This window comes from Amycolatopsis stemonae (assembly GCF_054781455.1).
The window spans coordinates 124,546-137,009 of record NZ_BAAGUJ010000022.1 but is presented as its reverse complement, the minus strand read 5'-3'; the positions used below and the strand labels follow the sequence as shown (position 1 = coordinate 137,009).

The following is a 12,464-nucleotide window of genomic DNA, read 5'->3' as shown; positions in this document are numbered from 1 at the left end:
ACATGGGCATCTCCGACCAAGCCATCATCTCCTACCTCGTCTCCGCCTACTACTCCGCCGCCGTCCTCGTCCCCGACGCCCTCGCAATACTGGAAAACGCCGAACTCGGCCGGGAAAGCTGACCCCCGGTGACCATCACCGACCACCAGCACACCCTCAGCACCCGCGCCGCACGGACCCTGACCACCACCACCACAACCCCGCCGCAGATGCGGAGCATCACCCCCCGCTGGCTGCTCACCCAACTCCCCTGGGCCGAACTGACGGCCGGGTCCTACCGCGTCAACCGCCGCCTCACCTACACCGTCGGCGACGGCAAACTCACCAGCTACACCACCGGCACCCGCCTCCACCTCGTCCCCGCCGAACTCACCGAACTCCACCTCCTCCACGACTTCACCGACCAACCCGCCCTCGCCGCCCTCGCCGGAGCCTTCGAACAACGCGAATACGAACCCGGCGCCACCCTCACCGAAGAAGGCACCTCCCTCGACACCCTGATCGTCATCGCCCACGGCAAAGTCACCCGGCACCGCCGCGGCCCCTACGGCGACGACACCGCCCTGAGCACCGCCACCGACGGCGACCACCTCGGCGCCGAACTCCTCACCCACGACAACACCGCCACCTGGGCCTTCACCGCCCGGGCCGCCACCCGCGTCACCACCCTCACCCTCACCGCCGCCGCCTACGCCCGGCTCAACGGCCGAACCGAATCCCTGCGCACCCACATCGCCGAAGCGATCCGGCGACCGAAGAAACCGCAGAACCCCAAGGGCGAAGCCAGCATCGACCTCTCCGCCGGCCACGACGGCGAACCGGCCCTCACCGGCACCTACGTCGACTACGACCCCGCACCGCGGGAATACGAACTCGCCGTCGCCCAAACCATCCTGCGCGTCCACAACCGCGTCACCGACCTCTACAACCAACCCCACAACCAACTCGACCAGCAGCTCCGCCTCACCGTCGAAGCGTTACGGGAACGCCAAGAACACGAACTGCTCAACAACACCGACTTCGGGCTCCTGCACAACACCGACCTCAAACAGCGCCTCACCACCCGCACCGGCCCACCCACCCCCTTGGACATGGACGACCTGCTGGCCCGGCGCCGCAAAACGAAGTTCTTCCTCGCCCACCCCCGTGCCATCGCCGCCTTCGGCCGCGAATGCACCGCCCGCCGCATCTACCCCGACACCACACTCGTCGACGGCAAGACCGTGACCGCGTGGCGGGGTGTCCCCATCCTGCCCAGCGACAAAATCCCCATCACCGACACCGGCACCACCGCCATCCTCGCCATGCGCGTGGGTGAGGACGATGCGGGCGTGATCGGCTTACGGCCGAAGGAACTCCCGGATCAATACCAACCCGGACTCAACGTCCGCTTCATGCACATCAACGACCAGGCCATCACCTCCTACCTCGTCACCGCCTACCACTCCGCCGCCGTCCTCGTCCCCGATGCCCTCGGCGTCCTCGACGACGTCGAAACGGGCTTTTGACACGGCCAAGGGCCGTCAGCGCGGGGCGGGTGCCCAGACTCCGGCGAAGCTGCCGCAGCTGATCTTGCGACCCGTCAAGGACTCGCGGATCAGCTGCTCGATGTCGGAGTGGCCGACCGTGCCGATTTCGGGCGGCACGCTCGGGTAGACGGGTTCGCCCCGGGTGAGCCGGTCGCTGCCGAACGCCTGGAACAGCACCAGGTAGTCGCCGGTGCGGTCGAGCCGGCGGGCGGTGTCCAGGGTTCGCTGCCGGGCGTCGCCGACCATCTCGTCGGGGATCGGCCAGTCCACCGGGAACGGGTTGTGCAGCTTGAAGACCGGGTAGGCGAACGCGTCGTCCGGGAGGATCGTCACGTTCGCGGCGGGGAACCGGGCGAGGCAGTCGCGGAGCTGCCCGACGTAGGTGTGAACGCTCGGGGTGGTCCGCGTCCACCGCATCGGGGCCGCGACATCGCCGAGATCGGCGGTCAGATCGCCCTGGGAACGGTCCGAGTACGGCGCGCGGTCGTGGGCCGCGACGACCTGGGTCCCCACGAGGACGACGACGAGGACACCGGCGACGGCGGCCACCACCGGTGGGGTCCGCCTCGGCACGACGTCGGCGACGGCTCCGGCCAGCATGTCCAGCACGCCCAACGCCATCGACCCCGCGATCAGCGTGGGGTACGGCGAGCCCCACGACAAGGACGCCATCCAGGCCAGCGCGACCACGAGCAGCTGCCGCCACGGCAGGCGCCGCCGGACGACCGCGTGCATGACCGTCACGACGAGGAACACCCAGAGCACCATCAGCGACCACGGCGCCGAGCGCTCGAACCCACCGCGGTACACCGACCACAGCATCAGCGCGCCGGTCGCCACCGCCGCGGCGAGCCGGACCCACCGGAGCCGGCCGGTGGCCCGGGCCGTGACGGCCACCAACGCGGCGGTCACCGCGGCGAGCCCGATGACGAGCCGGATGTCGGGCGCCGCGAACGGCCCCGGCGAGGTCCAGAACTCGTAGAGGTTCTCGCCCCACGTCTGGCGTCCTCCGGTGAGCTGGTCGAGCGCCGCCGGCAAGCCGCCCTTGAGCGTGACGAAGCCGAAGTAGGCCAGCGGGGCGGCGCCGAGGACGACGAGGTCGGCGAGCGTGCCGCGCCACCGGCGGGCGGAGCGGGCCGTCGACGCGGGGTGGGCGAAGAGCAGCAGCAGGCCGATCGGTACCGCCGCCGCGTAGCTCTGCTTGATCACCACCGCGCAGCCGAGGCACAGCAGGCCGAGACGGCGGGACCGGGACGAGCCCGTGCGGAAGCCGCGCTCGAGCTGCCACAGCCCGACCGAGACGAAGAAGATGCCGTCGATCGTGTGCCAGGCCATCGCGGGGTAGCTGTGCAGGTTGGCCAGCCCGGCCGCGGCGACCAGGGCGATCCGCCACGGCCCCCAGCTCGTCGGGGCCGCCGACAGCAGGAACGCGGCGAGCGCGACGGTGGCGACGGCGAGTTCGACCGTGGCCAGGAAGCCGGACGCGACGAACAGCGGGGCCGGCAGCGCGAAGTCGATCGTGTGCAGGATCGCGGAGCCCAGCGGGCGCACCGAGACGACGTCCACGTGCGGGATCTCGCCCTGCAGGATCCGCCAGCTCTGGGCCAGGATGAACCCCTGGTCGGTCGGCGCGAACCCGAACCGGCCGATCCGGGCTTCCAGTGCCGCGCAGAAGACCAGAATGCCGGCGATCCACAGCGAAATCCGCAGCCACGCCGGCCGTTCGCGACCGGATCGTCCGCGGAGGTCCTCGGTCTCGATCACGGTTCCGGGCGCGTTCACGTCGGTCTTCCGCTCATCGGCGCAGTCTCCCACGGTCACGGAACTGCCTGGTCACCGACTCGCGTGCGCAGCTCTCGGCATTGCCGTCCGATCAGGCTTGCATCTGGTGCAACTGTACGTTGCCGAAGTTGCGTGGTGTGGAGACCGCCGCTGCTCCTAACTTCGAACTCGTCAAGAGTTCCCCGAAGAAGGAGCAAGCAGCATGCACGTGTTCGTCACCGGAGCGACCGGGTGGATCGGCTCGGCCGTCGTCGACGAGCTGCTCGGCGCCGGGCACGAGGTCACCTGCCTCGCCCGCTCGGACAGCGCCGCGCTGGCACTCGGCAAGAAGGGGGCCCGGGTCCGCCGCGGCGACCTCGACGACCTGGCCGGCCTGCGCGACGGCGCGCTCGACGCCCACGCCGTCGTCCACCTGGCCAACAAGCACGACTGGGCCAACCCCGCCGAGAGCAACCGGGCCGAACGGGCCGCCGTCGAGACGCTCGCCGACGCGCTCGCCGGCACCGACCAGCCCCTCGTCGTCGCCGCCGCGCTTTCGGGCCTGGTACAGGGCCGGCCCGCGGTCGAGACCGACGTCTCCCCCGCGGTCGGCCCGGATTCGCCGCGCGGGGGAAGCGAAAACCTGGCGCTCGAATACGCGGGCAAGGGCGTCCGCGCGATGAGTGTCCGCTTCGCGCCGTCGGTCCACGGCACCGGTGACCCCGGCTTCCTCGCGGCGGTCACGGCGGCGGCCCGCCGCCACGGCGTGTCCGCGTACGTCGGCGACGGTTCCGCCGCCTGGTCCGCGGTGCACCGCCCGGCCGCCGCCCGGCTCGTCCGGCTCGGCCTCGAAGCCGCGCCGGCCGGCTCGCGACTGCACGCGGTCGCCGAGGAAACCGTTACGACGCGCGAAATCGCGGAGGCCGTCGGGCAGGCACTCGCGCTGCCCGTGACGTCGGTGGCGCCGGAAGCGGCCGCCGGGCACTTCGGGTTCGTCGGCCGGTTCTTCGCGCTGGACATGACCGCGTCGAGCGCGTTCACCCGCGAACTGCTCGGCTGGGCACCGTCCGGGCCGACCCTGGTCGAAGACATCGCCGCCGGCGCCTACTCCTGAAAGGAAAGACCATGTCCTTCGAAGCGAACGTGACGGCGTTCATGCTCGTGAAGACGACCCCGGAGTGGCTCGGCCTCACGGTCGAGCAGCGGGTGCACGCCTTCGAAACCGAGGTCCTGCCCGTGGTGCGGGAGAAGGCCGAAGGCGTCCGGTCGCGGTTCTTCGACACCGAGTTCTACTCGGCGCGCGTCACCGACGTCTGGGTCTGGGAAGCCGTCGATCACCAGGCGTACCACCTGGTGATCGAGGCCCTGCGCGAAACCCCGTTCTGGGACCGGTACTTCGAGATCGTCGAGATCCTCGTGGGGGTGGAGAACGGGTACGCGAAGAACTACGGCGTGCCGGCGGTCGCGACGATCACGACCTGACCTGGGGTCCGATCATCGAAGCCGCGTCGATCGGGCCGTTGATCGCGCCCAGCTGCAGCAGCAAGTCCGGGACGCGCTGCATGCGCCTCGAGTCGAGGGTCGTGCGGTAGCTCGGGAGCGTGAGCAGCTTCGCGGTGTCCTCGTCGATCTTGGCGAAGCGGACCAGCAGGGGCTCGACCTTGGACCGGTCGTTCGTGGCTTCGTGGGTGGCTTTCTGCATGGCGCGCTGGAAGGCGGCCAGGGTCTTCGGGTTCTCGCGCACCCACCGCTTCGTCGCGCCGTACCCGGTCAGGGGGAAGTCCTGGCTGGCGCCGGAGTTGATGTCGACCACCGGGATCGCGCCCGCGGTCTTCGCGGCCTGCGTGATGTAGGGCTCCGGCAGGTAGGCGGCGTCGACCTGGCCCTGCCGCAGCGCTTCCGCGATGTCGGGCAGCGGGATCAGGATCCATTTCACCTTGCCGAAGTCCACGCCGTGGTCCTGCATCACCGAACGGGTCAGCAGATCCGAAGCGGTGTTCTTGGCCGTGATCGCGATCCTGCTCCCGGCCAGGTCGTAGACCGTTTTGACCGGCGAATTCGGCACGGTGACGATCGCGTTGGTCTTGGCGTTGACCGAGGTCGCGTCGGCGACCAGCTGCATGTCGGCCGCACCGCTGTTCTTCGCGATGAAGAACGGCGGGTAGGTCGAGAACGCGATATCGGCCTCGCCGGAGATCGCTTTCATCAACGATGCCTGGCCGCTCGGGGCGATCACCGACTCGACCTCGAGGCCCTCGGCCTTGAAGTAGCCCTCGGTCTGGGCCAGCCAGAACGGCCCGAGGTCCGTGGTCGGGAGGATCGAGACCTTCAGGTACGACCTCTCCAGGCCGGCCGCGCTCGCCGCGGCGCCCGGGTCGGCCAGGCCGAGCGCGCCACAACCGGTGGCGGCGGCCAGGGCCGCGGCGAGGGCCAGCCCGAGCGCGGCACGGCGAGTGCTCTTGACGGTGTCCAGCAAAGCCTGCTCCTAGAAGAAAGTGCTACGGAGGTACCGAATCCCTGGGAAGTACGTGACTCATTCCCGGGAGTGATGCAGGTCACTGTAAGCACTTCGACTTCGGCTGACAATGAGATGAACCCGATGAAACCTTCCGTTCATCTTGAATACAGATCGAGGTTAATCAAAGCAATTGCCGCCGGCGCTCTCGAGAATAGTTGATCTGACCAAAAACGTGGTCACCGGCGAAAGAAGATCTACGAATCTCCGCACGGAACGGGAACCGCCATCGATTCGACGATCGGATCGCGGATCGATGGCGTTTTCCGCTGCTAGAGGACGAAGCCCGCCGGGAAGGGGTCGTCGGGGTCGAGCAGGTAGGTGGCCGTGCCGGTGATCCACGCCCGGCCCGAGAACTCGGGGATCACCGCCGGCACGCCGCCCACCTCGGTCTCGCCGACGAGTTCGCCGGTGAACGTCGTGCCGATGAACGAGCTGTTCTCGAACGGCGTGTGCAGCGGCAGCTCGCCGCGCGCGTGCAGCTGTGCCATCCGGGCGGACGTGCCGGTGCCGCACGGCGAGCGGTCGAACCAGCCCGGGTGGATGGCCATGGCGTTGCGCGACGCCCGCGCGTCCGAGCCCGGGGCGAGGAACTGGACGTGCTTGCAGCCACCGATCAGCGGGTCGGCCGGGTGCTCGGGCGGACGCTGCTCGTTGATCGCGCCCATGATCGCCAGCCCCGCGCCCAGGATCCGGTCGCGCTCCGCCCGCGCGAACGGGATGTCCACTTGGGACAGTTCGAGAATGGCGTAGAAGTTGCCGCCGTAGGCCAGGTCGTAGCGGACCTCGCCCAGGCCGGGGACGTCCACCACGGCGTCGCGCTCGGCGAGGAACGACGCCACGTTGCGGAGCTTGACCCGTTCCGCGCGGCCGTCGCGGACCGTCACCTCGGCGTGCACCAGCCCGGCCGGGGTGTCCAGGCGCACCACGGTCGTCGGCTCGGTCACCTCGACCATCCCGGTCTCGACCAGCACCGTGGCGACGCCGATGGTGCCGTGGCCGCACATCGGCAGGCAGCCGGACACCTCGATGTACACGACGCCCCAGTCGGCGTCGTCGCGGCAGGGTGGCTGCAGGATGGCGCCGCTCATCGCGGAGTGCCCGCGCGGCTCGTGCATCAGGAACTGCCGGATGTGGTCCAGGTGCGCCATGAAGTAGCGGCGGCGCTCGGCCGTCGTCGCGCCGGGGATCGTCCCGACGCCACCGGTCACGACCCGCGTGGGCATGCCCTCGGTGTGCGAATCGACCGCCGTGATCGCGCGTGAGGACCGCACTCACGCCACCCCCAGCGACGCCAGTGCGCGGCCCATGTCGGCGCGGACCTGCTCGCGCTGGACGTCCGAGAGCGGGCCCCGCGGCGGCCGGCACGGGCCGCCGTACCGGCCCACCATGTCCATCCCGAGCTTGATGGCCTGGACGAACTCGGTGCGCGAGTCCCAGCGGAAGGCGGCGACCAACGGCTCGTACAGCGCACGGGCTTCGTCGAGCTTGCCCGCGGTGGCCAGCTCGTAGAGCCGCGCCGACTCGGCCGGGAACACGTTGGGGAACCCGGCGAACCAGCCGGTCGCGCCCATCAGCAGGCTTTCCAGGACGACGTCGTCGGCGCCGCTGATCACGGCCAGTTCCGGCGCGCGCTCGCGGATCTCCAGCACGCGCCGGACGTCGCCGGAGAACTCCTTGACGGCCACGACGTTGTCGATCTGCGCGATCTCGGCCAGCAGGTCGGGCGTGAGGTCGACCTTGGTGTCGAAGGGGTTGTTGTAGACCATCACCGGCAGCCCGGCCGAGGCGACGGCTTCGAAGTGCGCGAGCACCTCGCCGCGGTTGGCGCGGTAGAGCGTCGGCGGCAGGCAGAGCACGCCGTGCGCGCCGTCCTCGGCCGCCGCCTCGGCCCAGTACCGGGCCTGGTGCGCGCCCGGGCCGTGCACGCCGACGACGACGATCCCGTCGCTGCCGACCGCTTCGATCGCGGTGCGGGCGACGCGGCGGCGTTCCTCGCCGGTGAGCGAGGAGTACTCGCCGAGGGAGCCGTTCGGGCCGACGCCGCGGCAGCCGTTGGCGACCAGCCAGCGGCAGTGCTCGGCGTAGGCGTCGTAGTCGACGGCCAGCCCGGCCGGGGCGGCATCGTCGGCCCGGTAGGGCAAAGCGGCGGCGACGACCACGCCGCCGAGGTCACGGGTGTTCACGGCTGGGCTCCTTCGGGTCGGCGAGTTCGCCCAGGCGGATCGGCTGGGCGATCGGACGGTGGTGGCGCTCGGCGCCCCCGCAGAGTTCGGCGACGGCGGGCCCGCACATCCGGCCCTGGCAGGGGCCGAGCCCGGCGCGGGTCCCGAGCTTGAGCGCGTGCGGCCCCGGGTTCGTCGCGTCGCGCGCGACGCGGGTCAGGGCGCCGTAGGTGGTTTCCTCGCAGCGGCAGACGACCGTGTCGTCGCGCAGCCAGCCGGGCCAGCCCGCGCCGATGGGGTGCGCGGCGGCCAGCCGGCGCGCGAAGGAGCGGGCGTGGTCACGCTCGCGCCGCAGGGCACGGCCGGGGGTGCCGCCCGCCGCGGCCGTCCCGGCGACGGCACCTTCCGCGGCCGCGAGGGCCGCGCCGCCGATGCCGGTGATCTCCCCGGCGGCGAACACCCCGGGCACGCTGGTGCGCTGGTCGCCGTCGACGCGGACGAAGCCGCCGTCCAGCACGCAGCCCGCGGCGACGGCCAGTTCGGGCTGCGGCACGAAGCCGTGCCCGACGCACACGGCGTCGACCTCGTAGGTCCGTTCGGTGCCCGGCACGACCGTCCAGTCCGCGCGGAGGCGGGCGGTGACGACCTCGCGGACCCGGTCGTCCCCGCGGGCTTCGACGACCCCGCGGCCGAGGTGGACCGGGACGCGGTGCCGCGCGAGGGTCGCGGCGTAGCGGGCGAGTTCCGCGGCCTTGCCCGCGTGCGCGGCCGCGCGCCACGACCATCCTTTGCGGACGGTCGACGGCGGGTTCGCCTCCAGGATGCCCACCACTTCCGCACCGACGGTCAGGAGGGATTCGGCCACGGGCAGCAGGAACGGCCCGGCGCCGGCGACGAGCACCCGGCGGCCGACGGCCACCCGCTCCCCCTTCGCCAGCGCCTGCGCGGCGCCCGCGGTGAAGACGCCGGGCAGCTGCCAGCCGGGGAAGGGCAGGACGCGGTCGTGGGCACCGGTGGCGAGCACGAGCGCGTCGGGCTCGACGGTGTGGCGCTGCCGCCCGGTGCCGTCGGCCGGACCGCGCAGGACGTGCAGCCGGTTGCCTTCCAGGGCCCAGACCGTGGTCTCCGGCCACCACGTGCACCGGTCGAGCACCCGGCGCTCGAAGGCCGGCCGGCCGTGCTGCGGGTGCCGGACGGCGGGCAGCGTCCGGTGGTACTGCCCGCCCGGCGTGTCGGCCTGGTCCAGGACGGTCACCTCGGCCCCGGCCCGCAGCGCGTGCTCCGCCGCGGCGAGCCCCGCGGGCCCCGCGCCGACGACCACGACGTGGCTCATGCGGGCTCCTGCCGGGACTGGGTCCGGACGTCGTCGCCGTCGGCGGCGCGACGGCGGCAGGCGCGGACGTCCGGCACGCCGTTCACGGTCAGCAGGCAGTCGAAGCAGGCGCCGATGCCGCAGAAGACCCCGCGCGGCGCGCCGGATCGCGTGGTGCGCCAGGACAGCCGTCCCGCGGCGAGGAGGACACCCGCGACGCTCTGGCCGGCGATGCCCGGCACGGGTTCGCCGTCCACGGTGATCCGGATCGGCGTGCCGGTGCGGCCCACCGGGTCCCGGCGCGCGCTCACGCGAGCACCGCCGGACGGTCCACAGTGAACTCGCCGACCGGCATCGACGGCGCTGCCCCGGTCAGCAGCTCGCGCAGGAGCCTCGCGGTGCCGACACTCAACCCGATCCCGGCGCCTTCGTGTCCCGTTGCGTGCCAGAGGTTTCCGAGCCGCGGATCCTCGCCGAGGACGGGCAGGTGATCGTCCACATAGGGCCGGAACCCGCCGTAGGCCCGCATCACCGCGGCGTCCGCCAGGGACGGGAACAGCCGCAGTGCTTTGGCCGCGATGGCACTCAGCACGCCGGGCAGGATCGCGTCGTCGAAGCCCACGCGGCGGCGGGACGAGCCGATCAGGACCGTGCCGCCCCGGGTCGCCTCGACGACCGCCGACGTCTGCAGCTCGCTGTCGCCGGATTCGACCGCGCCGACGTAATCGGCGTCGTACACCTTGTGCCGCACCACCCCCGGCATCGGCGTGGTCACCAGGACTTCGCCGCGGCGGGGGCGCACGGCGACCGGTGCGCCGAGGCGTGCCGAGACCTCACCGGCCCACGGACCGGCGGCGTTGACGACGACGTCGGCGTCGATGACCTCGCCGGGCACGCGGACCCCGGTGATCCGGCCGGTCCGGACGGTCGCGCCGATCACCTCGGTGTCGGTGCGCAGCCGCGCACCCTGTTCGAGGGCCGAACCCAGCAGGGCCGACGTCGCGCCGGCCGGCTGGACCTGGGCGTCCTCCGGGTAGTGGACGGCGGCCGTGACTGCGCGCGTCAGCGCGGGTTCGGCGGCGGCCAAGTCCACTGTGGACAGCGACTCGGTGCGCACGCCGGCTTCGGCCTGCTGCGCGGCGAACGCGGTGAGCGCCTCGGCTCCCGCTTCGGTGGTGGCGACGACGATGCCGCCCTTGGGGTCGTACTCCGTCGCCCGCGGATCGAGGTCCGCCGCGATTTCCGGCCACAGCCGGGCCGACAGCTGCGCCAGCCGCAGCTCCGCGCCGGGTCCCTTGTCCGAGACGAGGAGGTTGCCTTCGCCGTGCGAGGTGGTGCCCCCGGCGGGCCGGCCGCGGTCGAGGACCAGGACGTCGAACCCGGCGAGGCTCAGCTCCCGGGCGCACGCCGCCCCGACGACGCCGGCCCCGATCACCACCACCCGCGTTCGGTTCATCGACCCTCCTGCGTTCGGTAAAGCGAACGATCGGAGGTTAAGTCTCGCGGGGCGCGGGTGTCAACGGGTGCGGCCGGCCGTCGAGCCGCTCGTCCGCGCGGTACTGCAGGAGCAGCACGGAGTGCACGGGAGCGGCGAGCGCGGTGTAGCTGTGCGGCTCGCGGGCGTCGAAGGCGACGTAGTCCCCGGGCCCGAGGTCGACGGTCCGCCCGCCGACCCCGACGCGCAGCCCGCCGGTCTGCACGACGGTGTGCTCGACGCCGACGTGCCCCTGCGACCGCTGCGGCGCGTCCCCGCGGACGACCTGGTCGTAGACCTCGAAGACGCTGCTCTCGGCCTCGATCCGGCGCAACGGCCGCAGGTCGACACCCTCGCCGCGGAGCACCTCGACGTCGGCGCCCCGCACGACGGTCAGCCCGCCGCGCGGCCGGTGGTCGAGCAGGTCGGAGATCGCGACCTCGAGGGCGCGCGACAGGCTGAAGACGGTCTCGATGGTCGGGTTGCCGGTGCCCGCTTCGAGCTGCGAGAGCGTCGCCTTGCCAATGCCGGAGCGCCGCGAGAGCTCGGACAGCGACAGCTCACGCGCCGACCGCGCGGCCCGCAGGTTGACGGCCAGCATGTCCCGGATCGACGGGCCGCCGTCTGCGGTCTCGCCGTTCGGTAAAGCGTCCATCCAGCCCCGCCTCCGTTCGGCTTGCCGATCGGGCCAGGCTCATGATGCCACGCCGACCCGCCCGCCGATGAGCAGCCTGCCGCGACTCACGACAGGCCCAGCCAGCGGTAGTAGCCCGGCAGGTCCACGTTGCTGCCGCAGACGATGCTGACCACGTGCCGGCCGGCGAAGCGGGCGCGGTCCTCCAGCACCGCCGCCAGGCCCAGCGCCGCCGACGGCTCCACCACCAGGCCCGCGTGCTCCAGGAACAGCCGCATCCCGGCGATGATCGACTCCTCCCGGACGACCACCGCGTCGTCGGCCACCACCAGGAGGTCGTCGAGCACCTCCGGGATGGGGAACCGGCCGGCCACACCGTCGGCGATCGTGTCGGCCGAGTCCGTCGTGACGACCCGCCGCTCCCGCCACGACCGGGCCATCGCCGGCGCGCGCTCGGGCTGGACGGCGATCACCTCGGTCGCCGGGGCGCAGGTCTTCAGGACGTAGCCGACGCCGGTCGCCAGCGCGCCGCCGCCCAGCGCGACCAGCACCGCGTCGAACGGGCCCGCGTCCGCCAGCTCCAGGCCGATCGTCGCCGCGCCTTCGCACGTCTCGACGTCCAAACTGTCTTCGACCAGCCGGACGCCCCGCTCCCGCGCGAGAGCGACCGCGCGGGAGCGGGCCAGCTCGAAGTCGCCGTCCACCGGCTCCAGGTGCGCGCCCAGCGCGCGGATGCGCTCGAGCTTCGCCGCCGGCGCGAACCGCGACGCCACGACCGTGACGTCCAGCCCGTGCCGCCGGCCGGACAGGGCGAGCGCCTGGCCGAGGTTGCCCGCGCTCGCGCACACCGCGGCGCTCTCGCCGCGCTCGGCGAGACCGTGCACGACGAGCTCGGTGCCGCGGCCCTTGAAGCTGCGGACCGGGTTCGCCGTTTCGAGCTTGATGCTCACCCGGCACCCCAGGGCGCGTTCCAACGGTTCACAGCGGTAGAGCGGGCTGTCGAGGAAGACGGGATCGATCACCCGGCGGGCCGCGCGGATCCGGGTGAGGTCGAGGCGCGTTTCCGGCACGGCT

At 72.2% G+C, this 12,464-nt stretch carries 12 protein-coding genes and 1 pseudogene; 4 read left to right on the top strand and 9 right to left on the bottom strand.

The window, feature by feature from the left end; all coding sequences use genetic code 11:
- Together ACYVLJ_RS44140 and ACYVLJ_RS44135 are read left to right on the top strand one after the other, a co-directional pair.
- A pseudogene (locus ACYVLJ_RS44140) lies at nucleotides 1-122 on the top strand (hypothetical protein); the annotation flags it as partial.
- A gap of 6 nt (nucleotides 123-128) precedes the next feature.
- Entirely contained in the window at nucleotides 129-1,508 is a 1,380-nt protein-coding gene (locus ACYVLJ_RS44135) for a family 2B encapsulin nanocompartment shell protein (RefSeq protein ID WP_460443186.1), read from the top strand.
- 15 nt (nucleotides 1,509-1,523) lie between these two features.
- Here the strand turns inward: ACYVLJ_RS44135 and ACYVLJ_RS44130 are convergent, their stop codons facing one another.
- On the bottom strand, nucleotides 1,524-3,350 hold the full coding sequence (locus tag ACYVLJ_RS44130) for a hypothetical protein (RefSeq protein WP_460443185.1): 1,827 nt from the start codon (nucleotides 3,348-3,350) through the stop codon (nucleotides 1,524-1,526).
- Nucleotides 3,351-3,513: 163 nt separating this feature from the next.
- On the opposite strand from ACYVLJ_RS44130, the gene ACYVLJ_RS44125 reads away from it, so the two are divergent.
- On the top strand, nucleotides 3,514-4,404 hold the full coding sequence (locus ACYVLJ_RS44125) for an SDR family oxidoreductase (RefSeq protein WP_460443184.1): 891 nt from the start codon (nucleotides 3,514-3,516) through the stop codon (nucleotides 4,402-4,404).
- Nucleotides 4,405-4,415: 11 nt separating this feature from the next.
- Nucleotides 4,416-4,772: a darcynin family protein gene (locus tag ACYVLJ_RS44120; RefSeq protein WP_451976145.1), complete on the top strand. Its 357-nt coding sequence runs from the start codon at nucleotides 4,416-4,418 to the stop codon at nucleotides 4,770-4,772.
- Here the strand turns inward: ACYVLJ_RS44120 and ACYVLJ_RS44115 are convergent.
- From ACYVLJ_RS44115 to ACYVLJ_RS44080, 8 genes are all read right to left on the bottom strand, one after another.
- Nucleotides 4,762-5,766: an ABC transporter substrate-binding protein gene (locus ACYVLJ_RS44115; protein WP_451976142.1), complete on the bottom strand. Its 1,005-nt coding sequence runs from the start codon at nucleotides 5,764-5,766 to the stop codon at nucleotides 4,762-4,764. The genes ACYVLJ_RS44120 and ACYVLJ_RS44115 overlap by 11 nt on opposite strands.
- Before the next feature lie 311 nt (nucleotides 5,767-6,077).
- The gene (locus ACYVLJ_RS44110) at nucleotides 6,078-7,079 is read right to left on the bottom strand and encodes a proline racemase family protein (RefSeq protein ID WP_460443183.1); all 1,002 of its coding nucleotides are present in this window, start codon (nucleotides 7,077-7,079) and stop codon (nucleotides 6,078-6,080) included.
- The gene (locus ACYVLJ_RS44105) at nucleotides 7,080-7,991 is read right to left on the bottom strand and encodes a dihydrodipicolinate synthase family protein (protein WP_460443182.1); all 912 of its coding nucleotides are present in this window, start codon (nucleotides 7,989-7,991) and stop codon (nucleotides 7,080-7,082) included.
- Entirely contained in the window at nucleotides 7,978-9,303 is a 1,326-nt protein-coding gene (locus ACYVLJ_RS44100) for an FAD/NAD(P)-dependent oxidoreductase (protein WP_460443181.1), read from the bottom strand. The genes ACYVLJ_RS44105 and ACYVLJ_RS44100 overlap by 14 nt, the downstream gene beginning before the upstream one ends.
- Nucleotides 9,300-9,593 (bottom strand): (2Fe-2S)-binding protein, encoded by a 294-nt coding sequence (locus tag ACYVLJ_RS44095; RefSeq protein ID WP_460443180.1) that lies wholly within the window; start codon nucleotides 9,591-9,593, stop codon nucleotides 9,300-9,302. Before ACYVLJ_RS44095 ends, ACYVLJ_RS44100 begins: the two co-directional genes overlap by 4 nt.
- The gene (locus ACYVLJ_RS44090; RefSeq protein WP_460443179.1) at nucleotides 9,590-10,738 is read right to left on the bottom strand and encodes an NAD(P)/FAD-dependent oxidoreductase; all 1,149 of its coding nucleotides are present in this window, start codon (nucleotides 10,736-10,738) and stop codon (nucleotides 9,590-9,592) included. The genes ACYVLJ_RS44095 and ACYVLJ_RS44090 overlap by 4 nt, the downstream gene beginning before the upstream one ends.
- Nucleotides 10,739-10,775: 37 nt before the next feature.
- On the bottom strand, nucleotides 10,776-11,411 hold the full coding sequence (locus ACYVLJ_RS44085) for a helix-turn-helix domain-containing protein (protein WP_451976124.1): 636 nt from the start codon (nucleotides 11,409-11,411) through the stop codon (nucleotides 10,776-10,778).
- An 86-nt stretch (nucleotides 11,412-11,497) separates the two neighbouring features.
- On the bottom strand, nucleotides 11,498-12,460 hold the full coding sequence (locus tag ACYVLJ_RS44080; RefSeq protein WP_460443178.1) for a threonine ammonia-lyase: 963 nt from the start codon (nucleotides 12,458-12,460) through the stop codon (nucleotides 11,498-11,500).
- Between the last annotated feature and the right edge of the window lie 4 nt (nucleotides 12,461-12,464).

Excerpts from the sequence above, each read along its gene's own strand:
- ACYVLJ_RS44125 (WP_460443184.1), top strand. The coding sequence starts at position 3,514 with ATGCACGTGTTCGTCACCGGAGCGACCGGGTGGATCGGCTCGGCCGTC.
- ACYVLJ_RS44120 (WP_451976145.1), top strand. The coding sequence starts at position 4,416 with ATGTCCTTCGAAGCGAACGTGACGGCGTTCATGCTCGTGAAGACGACC.
- ACYVLJ_RS44100 (WP_460443181.1), bottom strand. The coding sequence starts at position 9,303 with ATGAGCCACGTCGTGGTCGTCGGCGCGGGGCCCGCGGGGCTCGCCGCG.
- ACYVLJ_RS44090 (WP_460443179.1), bottom strand. The coding sequence starts at position 10,738 with ATGAACCGAACGCGGGTGGTGGTGATCGGGGCCGGCGTCGTCGGGGCG.
- ACYVLJ_RS44085 (WP_451976124.1), bottom strand. The coding sequence starts at position 11,411 with ATGGACGCTTTACCGAACGGCGAGACCGCAGACGGCGGCCCGTCGATC.